This window comes from Streptomyces sp. NPDC053513, from assembly GCF_044544765.1.
In the GTDB taxonomy this organism is placed as follows: domain Bacteria; phylum Actinomycetota; class Actinomycetes; order Streptomycetales; family Streptomycetaceae; genus Streptomyces; species Streptomyces litmocidini.
Map to the genome: position 1 here is coordinate 1 of NZ_JBITXP010000016.1, position 19,144 is coordinate 19,144.

At 74.4% G+C, this 19,144-nt stretch carries 17 protein-coding genes; 10 read left to right on the forward strand and 7 right to left on the reverse strand.

Annotation, left to right across the window (positions count from 1 at the left end; translation table 11 throughout):
- The 3 genes from ACIGW4_RS25210 to ptsP form a co-directional block, all read left to right on the forward strand.
- Nucleotides 1-220, forward strand: a 220-nt coding sequence (locus ACIGW4_RS25210; RefSeq protein WP_359591978.1) for a hypothetical protein, incomplete at its 5' end; no start/stop codon positions are given.
- A 284-nt stretch (nt 221-504) separates the two neighbouring features.
- Nucleotides 505-954: a PTS glucose transporter subunit IIA gene (locus tag ACIGW4_RS25215; RefSeq protein WP_123450187.1), complete on the forward strand. Its 450-nt coding sequence runs from the start codon at nt 505-507 to the stop codon at nt 952-954.
- A gap of 80 nt (nt 955-1,034) precedes the next feature.
- Nucleotides 1,035-2,705, forward strand: coding sequence for a phosphoenolpyruvate--protein phosphotransferase (gene ptsP, locus ACIGW4_RS25220; protein ID WP_399582963.1), 1,671 nt, complete (start codon nt 1,035-1,037; stop codon nt 2,703-2,705).
- Nucleotides 2,706-2,774: 69 nt separating this feature from the next.
- Here ptsP and ACIGW4_RS25225 read toward each other — a convergent pair whose 3' ends face one another.
- Both ACIGW4_RS25225 and ACIGW4_RS25230 read right to left on the reverse strand, forming a co-directional pair.
- Nucleotides 2,775-3,665 (reverse strand): hypothetical protein, encoded by an 891-nt coding sequence (locus ACIGW4_RS25225; RefSeq protein WP_399582965.1) that lies wholly within the window; start codon nt 3,663-3,665, stop codon nt 2,775-2,777.
- Nucleotides 3,666-3,688: 23 nt separating this feature from the next.
- The gene (locus ACIGW4_RS25230) at nt 3,689-4,978 is read right to left on the reverse strand and encodes an MFS transporter (RefSeq protein WP_399582966.1); all 1,290 of its coding nucleotides are present in this window, start codon (nt 4,976-4,978) and stop codon (nt 3,689-3,691) included.
- Nucleotides 4,979-5,023: 45 nt separating this feature from the next.
- On the opposite strand from ACIGW4_RS25230, the gene ACIGW4_RS25235 reads away from it, so the two are divergent.
- Complete coding sequence (locus tag ACIGW4_RS25235; protein WP_399582968.1) at nt 5,024-6,343, forward strand: aminotransferase class I/II-fold pyridoxal phosphate-dependent enzyme; 1,320 nt, start codon at nt 5,024-5,026, stop codon at nt 6,341-6,343.
- Between the two features lie 87 nt (nt 6,344-6,430).
- Here the strand turns inward: ACIGW4_RS25235 and ACIGW4_RS25240 are convergent, their stop codons facing one another.
- Complete coding sequence (locus tag ACIGW4_RS25240; protein WP_399582970.1) at nt 6,431-8,071, reverse strand: serine protease; 1,641 nt, start codon at nt 8,069-8,071, stop codon at nt 6,431-6,433.
- A gap of 132 nt (nt 8,072-8,203) precedes the next feature.
- Here ACIGW4_RS25240 and ACIGW4_RS25245 point away from each other — a divergent pair, with 132 nt between their 5' ends.
- Both ACIGW4_RS25245 and ACIGW4_RS25250 read left to right on the forward strand, forming a co-directional pair.
- Nucleotides 8,204-9,157: an RNA polymerase sigma factor gene (locus ACIGW4_RS25245; RefSeq protein ID WP_398713001.1), complete on the forward strand. Its 954-nt coding sequence runs from the start codon at nt 8,204-8,206 to the stop codon at nt 9,155-9,157.
- Complete coding sequence (locus ACIGW4_RS25250; RefSeq protein ID WP_399582972.1) at nt 9,154-10,242, forward strand: CU044_5270 family protein; 1,089 nt, start codon at nt 9,154-9,156, stop codon at nt 10,240-10,242. The genes ACIGW4_RS25245 and ACIGW4_RS25250 overlap by 4 nt, the downstream gene beginning before the upstream one ends.
- A 57-nt stretch (nt 10,243-10,299) precedes the next feature.
- Here the strand turns inward: ACIGW4_RS25250 and ACIGW4_RS25255 are convergent, their stop codons facing one another.
- Complete coding sequence (locus ACIGW4_RS25255) at nt 10,300-12,273, reverse strand: acetoacetate--CoA ligase (protein ID WP_359591969.1); 1,974 nt, start codon at nt 12,271-12,273, stop codon at nt 10,300-10,302.
- A 215-nt stretch (nt 12,274-12,488) separates the two neighbouring features.
- Between ACIGW4_RS25255 and ACIGW4_RS25260 the strand changes: the two genes are divergently transcribed.
- Complete coding sequence (locus tag ACIGW4_RS25260; protein ID WP_399582974.1) at nt 12,489-14,930, forward strand: glycoside hydrolase family 31 protein; 2,442 nt, start codon at nt 12,489-12,491, stop codon at nt 14,928-14,930.
- Between the two features lie 40 nt (nt 14,931-14,970).
- Here the strand turns inward: ACIGW4_RS25260 and ACIGW4_RS25265 are convergent, their stop codons facing one another.
- Complete coding sequence (locus ACIGW4_RS25265; protein WP_123450206.1) at nt 14,971-15,531, reverse strand: NUDIX domain-containing protein; 561 nt, start codon at nt 15,529-15,531, stop codon at nt 14,971-14,973.
- On the opposite strand from ACIGW4_RS25265, the gene ACIGW4_RS25270 reads away from it, so the two are divergent.
- From ACIGW4_RS25270 to ACIGW4_RS25280, 3 genes are all read left to right on the forward strand, one after another.
- Complete coding sequence (locus tag ACIGW4_RS25270; protein WP_399582976.1) at nt 15,530-16,351, forward strand: M15 family metallopeptidase; 822 nt, start codon at nt 15,530-15,532, stop codon at nt 16,349-16,351. The two genes, ACIGW4_RS25265 and ACIGW4_RS25270, sit on opposite strands and share 2 nt — an antisense overlap.
- Before the next feature lie 65 nt (nt 16,352-16,416).
- Nucleotides 16,417-16,890 (forward strand): Zn-ribbon domain-containing OB-fold protein, encoded by a 474-nt coding sequence (locus tag ACIGW4_RS25275; RefSeq protein WP_123450208.1) that lies wholly within the window; start codon nt 16,417-16,419, stop codon nt 16,888-16,890.
- A gap of 26 nt (nt 16,891-16,916) precedes the next feature.
- Nucleotides 16,917-18,074, forward strand: a complete 1,158-nt coding sequence (locus ACIGW4_RS25280; RefSeq protein WP_399583045.1) for a lipid-transfer protein — start codon at nt 16,917-16,919, stop codon at nt 18,072-18,074.
- Between the two features lie 49 nt (nt 18,075-18,123).
- Here ACIGW4_RS25280 and ACIGW4_RS25285 read toward each other — a convergent pair whose 3' ends face one another.
- Together ACIGW4_RS25285 and ACIGW4_RS25290 are read right to left on the reverse strand one after the other, a co-directional pair.
- The gene (locus ACIGW4_RS25285; protein ID WP_123450210.1) at nt 18,124-18,729 is read right to left on the reverse strand and encodes an ATP/GTP-binding protein; all 606 of its coding nucleotides are present in this window, start codon (nt 18,727-18,729) and stop codon (nt 18,124-18,126) included.
- Entirely contained in the window at nt 18,710-19,135 is a 426-nt protein-coding gene (locus ACIGW4_RS25290) for a DUF742 domain-containing protein (RefSeq protein WP_123450212.1), read from the reverse strand. The genes ACIGW4_RS25285 and ACIGW4_RS25290 overlap by 20 nt, the downstream gene beginning before the upstream one ends.
- Between the last annotated feature and the right edge of the window lie 9 nt (nt 19,136-19,144).

The window sequence follows — 19,144 nt, forward strand, 5'->3', positions numbered from 1 at the left end:
TCTGGCGTTGATTTTTGGCACGCTGTTGAGTTCTCAAGGTGCGGACGCTTCCTTCGGTCCCGTTTCCGGGCCCTCCGGGCGCTTCCTTCGTTTCCAGCTTAGCAGACCCGATTTCCGTTTCCGCCGCCCGCTGGAGCGGGCTGCCTGGATTGGAATTCGCTATTCGCGCTTTCCGTTCCCGGCGGGGTTGAACATTACCAGGCTTTCTCGGTCCCCCTGACCACGTCCCCTGCGAGCACGCAGAGGTGTAGACCACTGGGGTTAGGATCTGGCTTGATAGGTGCTGCCGACCCGCGACTCAAGGCCGCGTTGGGGTCAGGCAGGAGTACGACAGTACATCCCACCGTCAGTAGAGGCAAATCGTTCCGGTAGTCCCTAGCTCCGCACAATTGGTACGTCTCGTGCGGAACCGGGACTTCCTATGACATACGCTGCACAACAGTATGCGCCGTCCAGGACAGGCAGTGACGGCGCCACACGATCTCCGCCCCTGGGAGGCTTCCCATGACAACCGTGACGTCGCCGCTTGCTGGACGCGCCATCGGTCTCGCCGCAGTTCCCGACCCGGTCTTCTCCGGTGCGATGGTCGGTCCCGGTACCGCCATCGATCCCGTACGTGAGGCGTCGGAGGCCGTCTCCCCCGTGGACGGGGTCATCGTCTCCCTGCACCCGCACGCCTTCGTCGTCGTCGACGGCGAGGGGCACGGGGTGCTGACGCATCTCGGCATCGACACCGTCCAGCTCAACGGGCAGGGCTTTGAGCTGCTCGTCGCCAAGGGCGACCGGGTGACGCGCGGACAGGCCGTCGTCCGGTGGAACCCCGCCGCGGTCGAGGCCCTCGGCAAGTCCCCCATCTGTCCCGTCGTGGCCCTGGAGGCCACCGCGGACTCGCTCTCCGATCTCGTCGAGGACGGCGATGTGAAGGCCGAAGACGTGCTCTTCGGCTGGCACTGAGCCGGTCCGTCCTCGTGACGACCGCGAGTTCGACATTCAACGCGGCGGCCGGGGCCGTCGCTCAATCGGAGACGGGTGAGATGGAGACAACGCTGCGAGGCGTCGGCGTCAGCCACGGAGTGGCGATCGGCGAGGTCCGGCACATGGGTACGGCCGTGCTGGAGCCGCCGGCCAAGCAGATCCCCCCGGACGAGGCGGAGCGCGAACAGGGGCGCGCCCGTCAGGCCGTGGAGGCCGTGGCCGCGGACCTGATCGCCCGGGGCAATCTGGCCGGTGGCGAGGCCCAGGCGGTGCTGGAGGCCCAGGCGATGATCGCCCAGGACCCGGAGCTCATCGCCGACGTCGACCGCCGGATCGCGGTCGGCAGCACGGCCGAGCGCGGGATCTACGACGCCTTCTCGCACTACCGCGAGCTGCTCGCGGGTGCCGGCGAGTACATGGCGGGCCGGGTCGCGGACCTGGACGACGTGCGGAACCGGATCGTCGCGCGGCTGCTCGGCGTGCCGATGCCGGGCGTGCCGGACAGCGACGAGCCGTACGTGCTGATCGCGCGGGACCTGGCGCCCGCCGACACGGCGCTGCTCGACCCGACCCTCGTACTCGGGTTCGTGACGGAGGAGGGCGGTCCGACCAGTCACAGCGCGATCCTCGCGCGGGCGCTGGGCGTGCCGGCCATCGTGGCGCTGCCGGGCGCGGGTGAGCTGGCCGAGGGCACGCTCATCGCGGTCGACGGTTCCACCGGTGAGATCTTCGTGGAGCCGAGCGAGGAGAAGAAGGCGGAGCTGACGAAGGCGGCCGCCGAGCGCAAGGCAGCGCTGGCCACGTCCAGCGGTCCGGGCGCGACCTCCGACGGTCACAAGGTGCCGCTGCTGGCCAACGTCGGCGGTCCGGCGGACGTGCCCGCGGCGGTGGAGGCCGGTGCCGAGGGCGTCGGTCTGTTCCGTACGGAGTTCCTCTTCCTGGACGACAGCCAGAAGGCGCCGTCGGAGGAGAAGCAGGTCGAGGCGTACCGCAAGGTTCTCGAGGCGTTCCCCGAGGGCCGTGTGGTCGTGCGGGTGCTCGACGCGGGTGCCGACAAGCCGCTGGACTTCCTGACGCCGGCGGACGAGCCGAACCCGGCGCTCGGGGTGCGGGGTCTGCGGACGCTGCTCGACCACCCGGAGGTGCTGCGGACGCAGCTGACCGCGCTGGCGAAGGCGGCCGAGGGGCTGCCGGTGTACCTCGAGGTCATGGCTCCGATGGTGGCCGACCGTACGGACGCGAAGGCGTTCGCCGACGCGTGCCGTGAGGCGGGGCTGCGGGCGAAGTTCGGTGCGATGGTCGAGATCCCCTCGGCCGCGCTGCGGGCGCGCTCGATCCTCCAGGAGGTCGAGTTCCTGTCGCTGGGCACCAACGACCTGGCGCAGTACACCTTCGCGGCCGACCGTCAGGTGGGTGCGGTGTCCCGGCTGCAGGATCCGTGGCAGCCGGCGCTGCTCGACCTGGTGGCGCTGTCCGCGGAGGCGGCCAAGGCCGAGGGCAAGAGCTGTGGTGTCTGCGGTGAGGCCGCTTCGGATCCGCTGCTCGCGTGTGTGCTGACGGGTCTGGGGGTCACCTCCCTGTCCATGGGTGCGGCGTCGATTCCGTACGTGCGGGCGACGCTGGCCAAGTACACGCTGGCGCAGTGCGAGCGGGCCGCGGCCGCGGCGCGTGCCGCGGACACGGCGCACGAGGCGCGGCTCGCCGCGCAGGCGGTGCTGTCCGGGGAGTGATCCCCGAGGTGCTCGGCGAAGGGGCTTTCCGTCATCTGGTGGCGGGGAGCCCCTTCGTCGTGGGTGGGGTCAGTGGTGGGCGGGCCAGTCGTCGTCGGGGTCGGGGGCGAGGGGGAGGCCGGCGTGGTACTCGACGCCCGGTTCCGGGGAGAGGGGCTCGCCGGTGCGGGCGTCGGTGCAGTAGGCGGCGAAGACCTCGGCCTCGGTGAGCGGGGTGAGGGTGCCGTCGGTGAGGCGCCAGCCGTGGAGCCGGTCGGGGGCGTCGGGTGTGGTGGTGCGCAGGACGATTCCGCCGGGTGCCGCGAGGGCGATGCCGGTGGCGAGCACGGCGGTGAACTCCGGGCCCGTGGCGTCCTCGGGGGGCGTGGTGCCGTGCGTGTGGAGGACGGCGAGGAGTTGGTCGTCGGCGGCCTGGACGCTGCAGACGAGGTGGTGGGTGCCGGGTCCCGCGGCTTCGAGCAGTCGTAGGAGCAGGCGGCCCGCCCGCTCGTACGCGGCTTTGCCGATGTCCTCGCCGCAGGTGGCGCAGTCGCCCGCGGTGGCGAGGACGGTGGTGGCGTACTCCCAGGTGGCCTGGCGGACGGCGGTGTCGACGAGTTCGGGGAGGAGGGTGGTGAGGGGCTGGCCGGTGTAGGTGACGCGGGCGCCGGTGATGGCCAGGTGGGCGGTGAACCGGCTGCGGCTCGTGGGGTGGTCGGGGTCGGTGCCGGTCTCGGCGCACCAGGCCGCGTACTCCTCGGGGTCGAAGAGGGTGACGGTGGTGTGGCCGCCCTGGGTCGAGAGGGTTTTGAGGAGGGCCTCGACCTGCCGGAGGTAGGTGGCGTGGTCGTCGAAGGCGAAGGTCCGGTACTGGCGCATGGCGGCGAAGTCGTGCTCGTCGGCGAGGAGTCCGACGGTGCTGGGGATCTCGCGGCGCAGGGCGCGGCGGAGGTGTGCGGTGGTGGTGCCGGTGCGGGTCATGTCTCCCCCTGGTGACGCTCCGATCAGTGCTCACTCACCGTAACCTTCGGCACTGACAGTGACGTTCCGGTGAGGCGTCGGCGGACGAGGTGGTTCTGGGCGGCGGTGGTGGCGGCCAGGACGGCGCCGAGGAGGGGCCAGGCCAGGGGGCCCGTGGAGACGAGGCCGGTCATGAGGAGGGGGCCCGCGAAGCGCTGGGTGGACTGGGCGAGGCCGTGGACTCCGAGGTAGGCGCCCTGGGCGTCGTCGGGGGCGAGGGCGACGGAGATCTCCCAGGACACGATGGTGTGGATCATCTCGGCGAAGGTGAGGGCGACGGCGGCCGTGACGAGGGCGGTGATCGCGAGGGTGCGGCCGCCCAGGGCGGAGACGGCGAGGGCGAGCGTGCCGACGGCGAAGAGGCCGGCCAGCGGACCGAGGAGGCGGCGGGCGGCGTCGGTGGTGGTGCCGAAGCGGGAGAGGGGGACCTGGAAGAGCACGACGAGGGCGCTGTTGGCCACCATCAGGAGCGGTGCCAGGCCGACGGGGGCGTCGGTGGCGTGGGCGATCCAGAGCGGCAGGGCGACCTGGAGGATCGAGTCGTGGAGGAAGAAGACGGCGTCGCCGGTGGTGAAGGCGAGGAAGCCGCGGTCGCGCCAGGGGTTGGACGCCTTGGTGGCGGGGGCCGGGTCGGTGGAGGCGGCGGCGACGCGTGAGGCGGTGGGGGCGGGGGGTTCGGCGCAGCGGAGGGTGAGGGCGGCCATCACGAGGTAGGACAGGGCGTCGCCGACGAGCAGGAGGTGGAAGGCGGTGGTGGTGCCGACGGCGAGTGCGGCGGCGGCGCCGAGGCCGCCGAGGGTCCAGCCGATGTTGGAGATGGTGCGGTTGACGGCCTGGTAGCGGACGCGGTCGGGGCCGGCGACGCGGGCCGCGTAGAGCTTGGTGAGGACGTTGGTGGCGCGGTCGGGGAGGGCGCCGGCCGCGGAGAAGAGGACGAGCAGCAGGTAGTCGTCGGTGGTGAGGAGGGCGAGGAGGGCGGCGGCGCGGAGGAGTTGGGTGCAGATGATGACGCGGACGAGGGGGAAGCGGTCGGCGAGGCGGCCGCCGAGGGGGGCGCCCGCTATGCCCGCGGCGCCGGAGACGGCGATGAGGAGGCCGACCTGGCCGAGGCCGAGGCCGGTGACGTAGGTGAAGTAGAGGGCCATGGCCGTGGCCCAGAGTCCGGTGCCGCACTTGTCGATGAAGCCGATGAGGAGCATGCGGCGGCCGTCGGTGCCGCCGGGGACGCGGTCCTTGAGGGGTGGGCGGGCGGGTCGTGCGGTGCTGCGGCTCATGGGTCCCCCTTGCCGACTGCTTTGTATTGATACATACTTGATTACGTGGCAGCACAATATGCGATCGAAGGGGCGACGGCCAAGGGGATTGCCGCGTCCGTGGAGCGGGGCGTGTCCGAGGGCGGGCTCGCCCCGGGCGACGCCCTACCGCCGGTGCGGCGGCTCGCCGACGAGCTGGGGGTGAGTCCGGGGACCGTCGCCACGGCCTACAAGGAGCTGCGGCAGCGGGGGCTGATCGTCACGCGGGGCCGGGGCGGGACCGTGGTCGCGGAGGTGCCGTCGGTGGCCTCCCGGCGCCCGCCGCGCGTGCCCGCCGGTCTGGTCGACCTGGCCGGCGGACACCCGGACCCGGCGTTCCTCCCCGTCCTGCGGCCCCCGGCGACCGTCGCCCCGGTGTACGGGTCCCATCGCGCCGCCCCGCGGCTCGCGCACCTGGAGGCGCTGACCAGGGCCTGGTTCGAGCGGGACGGGGTGCCCGCGGAGCACGTGACGTTCGCACACGGCGCCCTCGACTGCATCGCGCGACTGCTGTCGACGGAGCTGCGGCCCGGGGACGCGGTGGCGGTGGAGGACCCCGGGTTCCACCATCTGCTCGACCTGGTGCCCGCGTTGGGGCTGCGGACGGTCCCGGTGGCGGTGGACGGCGAGGGGCTGGTGCCGGAGTCGTTGCGGGCCGCGCTGCGGGGCGGGGCGCGCGCGGTGGTGTGCAGTCCGCGGGGCCAGTGTCCGACCGGGGCGTTCTTCACGCGCGCGCGTAGGGACGAACTGGCCGCGGTGCTCCGGGAGTTCCCGGAGGTGCTCGTCGTCGAGGACGATCACAACGCGGAGGTCGGCGGAGCCGCGGCGTACACCCTGGCAGCGGCGGGGCCGGCCCGGTGGGCGCAGGTGCGGACCGTGTCGAAGCACCTCGGCATCGATCTCCGCTGGGCCGGGGTCGCCTGCGACGCGGTGACGCTGGCACGGCACGACGGACGGATGCTGATGACCTCGGGCTGGGTCAGTCACGTCCTGCAGGAGACGGTGGCCGGTCTCCTCGCCGACAACGCGGTACGGAGACTGGTGGCGGCGGGCGAGGAGGCGTACGCGGAGCGGCGCGCGGCGCTGATCGGCGCGCTCGGCGCGTACCGGATCCATGCGGTCGGGGCGAGCGGTCTGAACGTGTGGGTGCCCGTGCGGGACGAGTCGGCGGTGGTGAACGGGCTGCGGACGCAGGGCTGGTGGGTCGCCGCCGGGGCGCGGTTCCGCATCGCGGCCCCGCCGGCCGTACGGATCACGACGGCGACGCTCGCGCCCGCGGACGCCCTGCGCCTCGCGGCGGACTTCGCCGAGGTCCTGGGGGACGCTCAGGCGACGTACGGCGGGTGACGACCCGCCGGGCCGTGGCGTGGCCGGGACGCGCGGACGCTCCGGGGAGGGCGTCGGCCCTCCCCGGAGCGTCCGGTCGGTGTCGGTTCAGCGGGTGCGGAAGGCGTTGCGCTGGGTCTGGGTGAGCGTGTTGCCCCGGGCGTCGGTGAGTTCGGCGCGGAGCGAGACGGACCGGCCCGGGCCGGGGGTGCGGAATTCCGCCCGGCCGTCGAGGACAGGGACCCGGGTCCAGGTGGTGCCGTTGTCCGTGGACACCGACACGGTCAGGGACCGGACGCCGGCCTCAACGGCCGTGCCCTGGACGGTGACCGGCACGCGGAGCGCGGTCCCGGCCGGGGCGGTGCCGTCGAGGGCGAGGTCCGGGGCGAAGCGGACGGTGCTGAGGGGAAGGGCCGCCGGGCGGGTGGTGGCGGCCGAGGCGAAGGTCCAGGAGGCGGTGACGCGCTCGCTCGACGGCGAGCCGTCGCCCCGGGTCGCCGAGGCGGTCAGCCGGTACGAGGCCGCTCCGGGGGTGGTCGTGAACTCGGCGCGGCCGGGCTCGCCCCGGCGGGTGCCGATCAGGGCGCCGTCGCGGTGGAGCGTGGTGGTCGCGGTGCGGAAGCGCGGTGCGCTCGGGGCGTGGCCGTCCCCGTCGGCGAGCAGCGGGAGGTCGAGCGCGATCCTGTCGCCGTCGCGGACGCCGGCCGGCCGGGCACCGGGCCTCGTGTCGAGGGCGGGGCCGAAGACGGCGTTGTCGAAGGTGTGGGTGGTGGTCGCGCCCGCGTGGACCGCGATTCCGTTCTCCTCGTAGCGGTTGGGCGGTGTCTCGGGGGCGGCCGGGCCGGTGAGGGCGACGTCCCAGAGACCGCGCTCCGGGGTGACGAGGACGGTGGCGGTGCCGGGGAGCTGGAGCGGCTGCGCGAGGCCGACGGTGGGGCCCGCGCTGGGCTGGACGGAGACGAACCCGGTGCCGCCCGCGCCCCCGGGAGCGGCACCCCGGATCTTCAGGGTGGCCAGCCTGTCGGCCGCCGGGTGCCGGACGAGGCCGGTGAGGGCGCGGTCGGAGGTGAAGGTGTAGCCGAGTGCGTAGTCGGAGCGGGTGCCGGACCAGTAGGTGTCGAACCACTCCTTGACCGAACCCGGTTCCGAGGCCGGGCCGAGGTGGGCCACGCGCAGGCCCTCGCGGGCCGTCAGGATGTTCGCCGAGCGGGTGGTCCCCTCATGGGTGACCTCGACGAACCCGATGCCGTTCAGGCGGCGCGCGCCCGGCTCCGGCGGACGGACGTCCACCGGGGCGGTCGTCCGGGCGTCGACGGTGACGGTCGTGTCGCCGTTCAGGTCCAGGCGGGGCTGGACCACCCAGTCGGTGCCGGTCGCCGGATCGGTGCCGTACAGCGTGGAGTCGAGCAGGTAGCGCCCCTCGGGCAGGCGGAGGGTGACCGTGCCGGACTCGTCGTAGGGCGTGGCCTCCTCCTGGGCCCCGGGGCCCGAGATGCCGGTGACGTGGGTGCTGTACCCGCCGGTGGCGTGGCCCGCGCGGTCGAGGTGCCGGATCGTCAGCGTGTGCGTCTCGGGGGCCCCGGAGGCCGCCGCGGCGACCGGGGGCAGGGCGGAGAAGGTCGTGCCCGCGAGGACTCCGGCGAGGGCCAGGGCGCGCAGGACGGTGCGGCGGCCCGCGGTACGGGGTTCGGCGGTACGGGGGCCGACGGTGCTGTCGGGCGTACGGCTGTGTGTCGAGGAATCGTTCATGCCCAGCACTGCTCCCGACGGGCGGGGCGTTCCCGTGACCTGGGCCACATCGTCGGGGTGCGGTGGGGGCCTGTGGTCCAGGTCACGGGAACCCCGCCGAACCATCGCCCAGTGCCAGATGTGGAATCACCTATGAGAGATCGTTTCCGCGCCGGGGACCCCACGGCGCTCGGCGAGGCGTACGACGAGCACGCACGCGTGCTGTACCACTACGCCTACCGGGTCTGCGGGGACCGGGCGGCCGCGGAGGACGTCGTGTCCGCCGCGTTCCTGGAGGCCTGGCGCTGCCGCGGGAAGGTGCACGCCGACGGCGGCAGCCTGCGTCCGTGGCTGCTCGGCATCGCGACCAACATCATGCGCGGCGCGGCCCGCGAGGCCCGCAGGCGGGACGCCGCGCTCGCCAGGATCCCCGAGCGCGGCGTCCTGCCGGACTTCGCCGACGACGTCCTCGGCCGGATGACGGACACGGAGCAGATCCGGGCCGCCCGCGTCGCGCTCGGGAAGCTCAGGCGGCGCGAGCGCGAGGTCTTCACGCTCGTGGTGTGGGCGGGTCTGGACTACGCCGCGGCCGGGGAGGCGTTGGGAATCCCGGTCGGCACCGTCCGCTCCCGGCTGTCCCGGGCCCGTGAACGGCTCCGGAAGCTCGCCGAGGCCGAACTGCGCGCGGCGCGGCGCCGGGAGAGGTCCGCCGCTGCCGCCGTCCGCTCGGCCGGACGCTCCGCCCCCGGCGGCCCTCCGGCCGGGACGGAGGGCCCGCCTTCCGCCGCCGAGGGGACACGCGGTTCCGTCGCGGCGCCCGGGGCCGCCGGGGCGTCCGGAGCCCTCGGGACGTCCGGAGCTCCCGAGGCGTCCGGAGCCCCGGGAAGGCCTGGAACCACCAGGGCGTCCGGATCCCCCGGGGTGCCGGTGCAGTCGTCGGGAGTCGTGACCGGATTCCTGGTGGCGCCCGCGTCCGTGCCCGGGCCGGTGCCCGGTCCCGCAGCGGCACCCGCTCCCCCCTCCCCCGCCGTACCCGGCTCCCTCTCCGTCCGCTCGTCCGTCCGCCCGGCCCCCGCGCCCCGACCCACCTCGGAGAACCAGGCATGAACGCCTTCGCCCCCCGCCCGCCGCGCGCCGACGCGGACGAGCTCCTGCGTGCCGAGCTCACCGAGCTGCTGCCCCCGCCTCCGGTGCCCGATCTGACGGCCGAGCGGAACCAGCACCTCAGGCACGCCGTCCTGCGGACCGCCCTGGCCGGCGGGGACGCCACGGCCGCCCGTCCGACGCGTGCGCGCCGTCCCCGCCAGGGGCTGCGGCTCGGCTGGATCGCCGCGCCGATGGCCGCCTGCGCGGTCGTCGCCGGAGTGGCCGTGCTCGCGCCCCAGGACGGCTCCACCGGGACCCCCGGCCGCGTCTCCGTCGGGCAGGCCCCCTCGCCCGAGGCCGTGCGGATCCTGTCCGGTGCCGCGCTCGCCGCGGCGTCCGCTCCCGCGCCGGACGCCCGGCCCGGCGGGTACGTCTACGTCAGGAGCCTCGTCGCCCACGCGGGGCGCGACGCGGCCGGCGGCACCGCCGTGCTGCCGGCCGCGCACCGGCGCGAGGTGTGGCTCTCCGTCGACGGCAGCCGGCCCGGTCTGCTGCGCGAGCCCGGCGCCGCCGACACGGAACTGGGCGCCGAGGCACCCGTGTACGAGCTGGACCACCCCGGGGCCACGCCCCGGAAGACCAGCATGGAGACGGCTCCGCCCTCCGTCACGAACCCGACGCACGCGTACGTGGCGGCCCTTCCCACGGATCCTGCGGTGCTGCTGCGTCTGATCCGGGACCAGACGCGCGCGGACGGGGGCGACGCCGATCAGCGGGCGTTCACCGCGATCGGGACCCTGCTCGCCGAGACCTGGGCGCCGCCGAAGGTCACCGCCGCGCTGTACGAGGCGGCGGCGCGGATCCCCGGGGTGACCGTGCTGCCGTCCGCGAAGGACGCGGCCGGCCGCGAGGGCGTCGCGGTGGCCCGTGCCTCCCACGGCGAGCAGACCCAGTGGATCTTCGACCGGACGACGTCGGCGTTCCTCGGCGAGCGCACGGTGCTCACCGAGGACACGTCGGCCGGGCGGGCGGGGACGGTCCTCGGCGTCTCGGCCGTGCTCGCCAAGGCGGCCGCCCCCGCGCGCGGCGAGCTGCCGAAGGACTGACCGGAGAAGGACCGGGGCCCGCCGATCCGGTCGGATCGGCGGGCCCCGGTCGTGTGCTCAGCCCCGGCGGTTGGCCGCGAGGGTCTCGTAGAAGTGGAGGAGGCCGAGGTCGTCGACCGAGCCGGCGTTTACGGCCTTGGCCAGCGGGGTGCCCTGGAGGAGGCGCTTGACCGGGACCTCGATGCGCTTGCCGGTGAGGGTGTGCGGGACGCCCGGGACCTCGATGATCTCGTCGGGGACGTGGCGCGGGGAGAGTTCGCTGCGGATCGTCCGCTTGATGCGGTCGATCAGTTCGTCGTCCAGGGCGACGCCGTCCACGAGGTGCACGAAGAGCGGCATCCAGTAGCCGCCGTCCGGTTCCTCCAGGCCGATGACCAGGGACTCGCGGATTTCGGGGAGGCGCTCGACGGCCTCGTAGATATCGGCGCTTCCCATCCGGACGCCCTGGCGGTTCAGGGTGGAGTCCGAGCGGCCGTGGATGACGACCGAGCCGCGGTCGGTGATCGTGATCCAGTCGCCGTGGCGCCACACGCCCGGGAACATCTCGAAGTAGCTGTCGCGGTAGCGGCTGCCGTCCGGGTCGTTCCAGAAGTGGATCGGCATGGACGGCATGGGGTTGGTGACGACGAGTTCGCCGACCTCGCCGATCAGGGGCTTCCCGGAGGGGTCCCAGGACTGCAGGTCGGTGCCGAGGCCCGCGGCCTGGAGCTCGCCGATGTGGACGGGCAGCGTGGGGACGGCGCCCGCGAAGCAGGAGCAGACGTCCGTGCCGCCGCTGACGGAGGCGATCCACAGGTTCTCGCGGACCTCGTCGTGGAGCCAGCGGAAGCCGTCGGGGGGCAGCGGGGAGCCGGTGGTGGCGACGCACTTCACGGCGGAGAGGTCGAAGTCCCGGCCGGGGTGGACCTCCGCCTTGGCGCAGGCCATCACGTACGCGGCGGAGGTGCCGTAGAGGGTGGCGCGGGTGCGCTCGGCGACCCGCCACTGGGCGGCGGTGTCGGGGTAGCCGGGGCTGCCGTCGTAGAGGACGACGGTCGTGCCGGTGAGGAGGCCGGAGACGAGGAAGTTCCACATCATCCAGCCGGTGGAGGTGTACCAGAAGAACACGTCCTCGGGGCCGAGGTCGCAGTGCAGGCCCAGCTGCTTGACGTGCTCGACGAGGATGCCGCCCTGGGACTGCACGATCGCCTTCGGCAGACCGGTCGTGCCGGAGGAGTACAGCACCCACAGCGGGTGCGCGAACGGCACCTGCTCGTAGACCGGCTCGACGTCGGCGGCGACCAGGTCGGCCCAGTCGAGGGTGCCTTCGGGGGCCGGGGTGCCGAGGAGCGGGATGTGGACGACGGCGCGGAGGGTGGGGAGCTCGGCGCGCAGTTCGGCGACGGTGTCGCGGCGGTCGTGCTCCTTGCCGCCGTAGCGGTAGCCGTCGACGGTGAACAGGACGACCGGCTCGACCTGCTGGAAGCGGTCGAGGACGCTGCGGGCGCCGAAGTCGGGGGCGCAGGAGGTCCACACGGCGCCGACGGCGGCGGTGGCGAGGAGGGCGACGACGGCCTGCGGGACGTTGGGCAGGTAGCCGCTGACGCGGTCGCCGGGGTTCACGCCGAGGGCGCGGAGCTCGGCGGCGAGGGAGCCGACCTGGCGGCGGAGCTCGCCCCAGGTGATCGGTGTGGGCTCATGTGTCTCGTCCACATGGAGCAGGGCCGTGTCATGGGGGCGCTCGTCGGCGGCGCGCAGGGCGTGCTCGGCGTAGTTGAGGGTGGCTCCGGGGAACCAGTCGGCGCCGGGCATGGAGCGGTCGCCGAGGACCCGCTCGTACGGGGTGGAGAAGCGGAGGTCGAACCACTCGACGACGGCCTGCCAGAAGGCTTCCAGCTCCTCGACCGACCAGCGGTGGAGCGCCGGGTACCCGCCCTCGGCCGGGGCGCCGTGGTGCTCGGCGGCCCAGGTCTGGAAGCGGGTGACGGCGGCCGTGGCGATGCGTTCCTCGTCCGGCTGCCAGAGCGGCTCGGTCGGCGCTGCGGATGTCATTTGGGGCGTCTCCCTGGCTGTACGCGGGTCTGCGTGTGTCTCGCGCACGTGCGGGGGTGTGCGCGTGACGCGGCTGACAGGACGATGCCATGTGATCGTCGATCGCACCAGGTCTGCCCGCCCATGGTCGGGCAGTTGAACATGTGCTCCCACCACGGGTGAACGGCAGCTGAACGGAACCGGTTCGCGCTCCGGCGGGTGGCAGGCTGAGCTGCATGGACGGTCGTGAACTGGTGCGTTCGATGAAGGTGTTCGGTTCGGTGCAGGGCATGCGGGCGGTGTGGTCGGCGTGGCGGCAGCGCCGTACGGACGCGTGGGGGCTGCCGCCCAGGGGGGCGGAGCGGGCCAGGGTGCCGGGGCTCGCGGTGGAGGCGGAGCCGGCTCCGGGCGGGGGGACCGTCCGGTTCGCCCGGTCCTCGCTCCTGATCCGCGTGTCGTCGGGCGGCACGGTGTTCTGGGGGTGGGACGGGGCGGAACCGCTTCCCTCGTACGCCCTGGCGGGCGAGGCGCCCGACGCGGATCCGCGGGCCTCCCTCGAACCGGACACCCACGGCGGGTGGCGGATCGTGTCGGAGCGGGTGACGGTGACGGTCTCCCGGCACGGGGCGGTGGAGCTCCGGACTCCGGGCGGGGTGCTGCTCCGCCGGGACCTGCCGCCGCGCTGGTGGGAACCGGTGGCGGCCGAGGACGCCGGACCGGGGGCGGGCGGTCGTACGGGGGCGGTGGCGGGCGACGGCGCCGGGCCCGCGGCGGACGGGAGTGCCGGACCGGCGGCGGGGGGCGGGCGGTGGGTGCAGCGCAGCGAGGTGCCGGCCGACGCCCGGTTCTTCGGGCTCGGCGGGAGGGCGGCGGGGCCGCGCCTGCGGGACGGCACGTACCGGCTGTGGAACACCGACCCCCAGCGGGGTTTCGGTCCCGGCGACGATCCGCTCTACCTGACCATGCCCGTCCAGTTCGTGGTCTCGGACGCGGGGACGCACCTGGCGTTCCACGACAACTCCTGGGACGGCCGGGTCACCCTGGCCGAGGGCGAGGAGGGGGCCGGTTCCGGGCACGACCGGCCGGGGACGAGCGAGGTGCGGATGACGGGCGGGCCGCTGCGCTGCTGGGTGGTCGTCGGCACCCCCGCGCGCGTCCTGCACGGCTGGGCGGCGCTGACCGGCGCGCCCGCGCTGCCGCCGTCCTGGGCGCTCGGGCCGCAGCACGCGCGCTGGGGCTTCGGCAGCGCGCGGGAGGTGCGGCGGGTGGTGGCCGGGTACCGGGAGCGGGGGCTGCCGCTGTCCGCCCTGCACCTGGACATCGATCACTACGACGGGCACCGGGTGTTCACGGTCGACCGGGAGCGGTTCCCCGATCTGCCGGGGCTCGCGGAGGAGCTGCGGGAGCAGGGCGTGCGCCTGGTGTCGATCGTGGACCCGGCGGTGAAGGCCGAACCGGGCGACCCGGTGTACGACGGCGGGGTGGCGGTGGACGCCTTCGTCAAGGACGCGCGCGGTCAGGAGGCGCGCGGGGTGGTGTGGCCCGGCGAGTGCGCCTACCCGGACTTCACGGACCCCGCGGTGCGGGAGTGGTGGGGCGGCCTGTACGAGGAGCGCCTCCGGCAGGGCTTCGCGGGGGTGTGGCACGACATGAACGAGCCGGTGTCCTTCGTCCCCTTCGGCGAGCCGACACTGCCCCGTTCGACGCGGCACGCGCTGGAGGGCCGGGGCGGCGACCACCGGGAGGCGCACAACGTGTACGGTCTCGCGATGGCCCGGGCCGGGTACGAGGGGCTGTGCCGGCTGCGCCCCGACGAGCGGCCCTTCCTCTTCTCGCGTTCCGGCTGGGCGGGCATGCAGCGGTACGGGGGCACCTGGTCCGGCGACGTGGCGACGGGGTGGCCGGGGCTGCGGGCCTCGCTCTCCCTCGTCCTGGGCCTGGGGCTGTGCGGGGTGCCCTACTCGGGGCCGGACGTGGGCGGTTTCGACGGCAGTCCCTCACCGGAGCTGTTCCTGCGCTGGTACCAGCTGGGCGCGTGGCTGCCCTTCTTCCGTACGCACGCGGCGATCGACGCGGGGCGGCGGGAGCCGTGGGAGTTCGGTCCCGAGGTCCTGGAGCACGCGCGCGTGGCGCTGGCCGAACGGGAGCGGCTGCGGCCGTACTTCACGACGCTGGCCCGGCTGGCCCGGATGACGGGCGCGCCGTACGTCCGCCCGGTGTGGTGGGGGACGCCCGAGGACCGGGCGCTGCGCGACTGCGAGGACGCGTTCCTGCTCGGCGACGCGCTGCTCGTGGCGCCGGTGCTGACGCGGGGCGCGGACCGGCGGGCGGTGCGGCTGCCGCGCGGGCGCTGGTACGACACGGCGACGGGGCGGGCGTACGAGGGTCCGGGGCAGGTCCTGCTCGACGCGCCGCTCTCCCGGGTGCCGGTCCTGGCCCGGGCGGGGGCCGTGCTGCCCGTGCGGGGCGAGGGGGACGAGCTCGTCCTGGAGGTGTGGGCGCCCGCCGCGGGGCGGACCGGTGGCGGGCTCGTCGTGCGGGACACCGGGGACGGCTGGGAGCCGGCCTCGATCGAGCGGTACCAGTCGCGGCTCGTGGACGGCCGGGTGGTGGTGGAGCGCGTCACGGACGACGGGGTGGAGGAGCCGGGGCCGGCGGTGCGGGTGCGGGGGCTGTGAGGGGGGGATCCGGTGGGCGGGTCCGGCATCCGCCACCGGGTCACCCGTAGGCTCCGCCGAACCACTTCCGTACCGCCTCCGTGTGCAGTGGAAAGGCCAACTCACCGGGGGCCCTGAGCACATGGTGGCCGCTCGTCTCGTCCGTCGGGGCCGACGGCGGGAGCTGTGCGGCCGGGCGGGGCGGGAGGAGGCCGAAGAGGAGGAGGTGGCCGGCCGGTGAGCTGAGGGCGTCGGCGAGGCGGACCTCCTCGGCGGAGGCGGGGATGCCGGTCTCCTCGCGCAGTTCGCGGGCGACGGCGGCGCGCCAGTCCTCGTCGTGGTCGATGAAGCCGCCGGGCAGCGCGACTCCGCCCCGCGCGGGTTCGATGGTGCGGGTGACGACGACGAGGCCCGTTCCCGTGGCGTCGGTGACGGGGAGGAGGGCGACGGCGACGGGCAGCGGGTTGCGGTAGGCGGTGTGGCCGCAGGCCGGGCAGGTGCGGGGCCAGCCGGCGTCGGGGAGGTGGGCGGCGCCGCAGGCGGAGCAGTGGGTGTCCTTCACGGCCCGACCGTACGCGATCGCCCTTTCCCGGCGCTGCCGGAACTGATAGACGGTGCGCATGACAGGACTCGCAACCGCCCTCCGTACCCTCGCCGTCACGGCCGCGGCCGGGCTGCTCGCCGTCACCGGAGCCGTCGCCGCCCCCGCTCCCCCGGCCTCGGCCGCGCCGGAGCCCAAGGCGCCACGGGAGTTCGTGGCCCTGGGCTCCGTGGACCGGACGATCCTCCAGGAGATGCGCTACACGACCGCGCACAACTTCGTCGGCGAGCCGGTGGACGGCTACCGGCAGCCGCTGTGCATCCTGACCCGTCCGGCGGCCGAGGCGCTGCACCGCGCGCAGCTCCGGCTGCTCGCCCGGGGGTACACGCTGAAGGTGTACGACTGCTACCGGCCGCAGCGGGCCGTGGACCACTTCGTGCGCTGGGCGAAGGACCTGGAGGACGAGCGGATGAAGAAGGAGTTCTATCCGCTCGTCGACAAGTCGAGGCTGTTCGCGGACGGTTACATCGCGGAGAGGTCCGGGCACAGCCGGGGTTCCACGGTGGACCTCACCATCGTGCGGCTGCCGGCGGTGCCCACGCGCGCGTACGTGCCGGGTGAGGAGCTGGTGGAGTGCTGGGCGCCCCGGCGGGAGCGGTTCCCGGACAACTCGGTGGACATGGGGACCGGGTACGACTGCTTCGACACGCGCTCGCACACCGACGACCCGCGGATCCAGGGCGAGCAGCGGGCCAACCGGCAGCTGCTCAAGGGCGCGCTCGCCGAGCAGGGGTTCGTGAACCTGCCCGAGGAGTGGTGGCACTTCACCTTCAAGCCGGAGCCGTTCCCGGCCACGTTCTTCGACTTCCCCGTGGCCCGGAGGTCGGTGGCCGGGCATTGAGCCCTTCTCAGCACCGGCCGCCCGTGGCACACTTCTGACGCTTCGTCAGATCACGGGAGGTCCCGATGGCACGGACGCGCAGACCGGTGGTGGCCGGCTGGTTCACCGACGACACCGTGCCGGAGGCGGAGTTCCGGCTGCTCGGCACCCGTTGCACGGCCTGCGCGTCGGTCTTCTTCCCGCGGGAGGACGACGGGTGCCGCAACCCCGGCTGCCCGGGCGGCGGCGAGCTGCCCGAGGTGCCGCTCTCGCCGCGCGGCCGGGTCTGGTCGTACACCGACGGCCGGTACCGCCCGCCCGCCCCGTACGTCTCCGATCCGGACGCGCCCTGGGAGCCGTACACCCTCGTCGCCGTCGAGCTCGCGGCCGAGGCGATGGTGGTCCTCGGGCAGGCGGCGCCGGGCGTGACGACGGCCGACCTCGCCGTCGGGATGGAGGTCGAGGTGGTGCCGGGCGTCCTGAACGAGGACGAGGAGCACACCTGGACCACCTGGAACTGGCGGCCGGTCACCACGGCGGACCGGGAGGAGCGGTCGTGAACGACATCGCCGTCCTCGGGGCCGGGATGCACCCCTGGGGCAAATGGGGCCGGAGCTTCGTCTCCTACGGGACGGCCGCCGCCCGCGCCGCGCTCGCCGACGCCGGTCTGCGGTGGTCCGACGTCGACTCGGTCGTCGGCGCCGACACCATGAGGTGCGGATATCCGGGATACGTGGCGGGGGCGACCTTCGCGCAGGCCCTCGGCTGGCAGGGGGCGCGGGTCACCAGCGTGTACGCCGCCTGCGCCTCGGGCGCCCAGGCCATCGGCGCCGCCCGCGCCCAGATCCTGGCGGGGCTCGCGGACGTGGTCCTGGTCGTCGGGGCGGACGCGACGCCGAAGGGGTTCCTCGCCCCGGCCGGCGGCGAGCGGCCCGACGACCCGGACTGGCTGCGGTTCCGGGTGCTCGGGGCGACCAACCCGGCGTACTTCGCGCTCTACGCGCGCCGCAGGATGGCGCTGTACGGCGACACGGCCGAGGACTTCGCCCGGGTGAAGGTGAAGAACGCGGCGGCCGGGGCGCTCAATCCGCTGGCCCGCTACCGCAGGCGGGTGACCGCCGAGGAGGTCGCGGCCTCCGCCGTCGTCGCCGATCCGCTGCGGCTCCTCGACATCTGCGCCACCTCGGACGGCGGCGCCGCGCTCGTCCTGTCCGGCATGGAGTTCGCGCGCCGGCACGGGCACCCCGACCCGGTCCGGATCCGGGCGGTGTCCACCGTCTCCCCCACGTACCCCGAGGCGGTGCTCGACCTCCCCGACATCGCGACCGACTCGGCGGCGGCCGTCTCCCCCGCCCCGCACGCCTTCCGCGCCTCGATCGCCCGCGCCGCCTACGAGGAGGCGGGGCTCGGGCCCGGGGACCTGTCCCTCGCGGAGGTGTACGACCTGTCCACGGCCCTGGAGCTGGAGTGGTACGAGGACATCGGGCTCTGCCCGCGGGGCGAGGGCGCCAAGCTGTTGCGGGAGGGCGCCACTGCCCTCGGCGGGCGCCTGCCGGTCAACACCAGCGGTGGCCTCGGCTCCTTCGGGGAGGCGGTGCCCGCCCAGGCGATCGCGCAGGTCTGCGAACTGACCTGGCAGCTGCGCGGCACGGCCAGCGACCGGCAGGTGCCGGGGGCGAGGGCCGGGATCACCGCGAACCAGGGCCTGTTCGGCCACGGTTCGGCGGTGGTGGCGGTGCGCTGAGCGGGCCGGGGCCGTGGTGGGCCCGGCCGCGCGCCGGGCGCCCCCGCCGTCAGGTCGTGACGGCGGCGGGGCCGCGGTCCGCGAGGACCAGGGCGTGCTGGACGACCGCCACGAGGACGTTCTTCACGGACTCGCGGTCCCGGGCGTCGCACATCAGCAGCTCCACCTCGGGGTCCAGGTCGAGCGCGCCGCGCACGCTCTCCGCCGGGTACCGCTGGGCGCCCTCGAAGCAGTTGACGGCCACCGTGAACGGGATGCCGCGCCGCTCGAAGTAGTCGATGGCGGCGAAGCTGTCCTCCAGGCGGCGGGTGTCCGCGAGGACGACCGCGCCCAGGGCGCCCTGGGCCAGCTCGTCCCACAGGAACCAGAAGCGGTCCTGTCCCGGGGTGCCGAACAGGTAGAGGACGAGGTCCTCGCGGAGGGTGATCCGGCCGAAGTCCATGGCGACCGTGGTGGTCGTCTTGGTCTCGACGCCGTGCAGGTCGTCGACGGGCCGCCCCACCTCGCTGAGGATCTCCTCGGTCCGCAGGGGCCTGATCTCGCTGACCGAGCCCACCAGTGTCGTCTTGCCGACCCCGAACCCGCCGGCGACGAGGATCTTCAGGGTCACCGGCTCGACGAACGACTTCTTGCGGCTAGAGCGCCCGAAGGCCATTGATCACCTCGCGAAGGATGCTCACGTCCGGCAGCTCGGCCGGCGGAACGGGGCGGGTCACGTGGACGAGTTCGTCCTCGACGAGATCGCCGACGAGGACCCGTACCACCCCGACGGGGAGGTCGAGTCCTGCGGCGAGCTCGGCGATCGACTGGGGCTGCTCGGAGCAGCGTTCGACGATCTCCACGTGTTCCGGGGAGAGCGTCTGGTCCCGGCCGGGGTCGTCGGCGGCGGGCTCGGGGACGACCACCGCGATCAGGTCGAGCCGGTGGCGGCCGGCGGCGCTCGTCCGGCCGCGGGTCATCGCGTACGGACGGACCACCGGCCCGGCCTCGTCGTCGAACCAGTGGTGGGGGCCGGGGGTCTGGCCCCGTTCCCGCCGGCCGCGCTCGGCTTCGTCACTCATGCCGTCCCA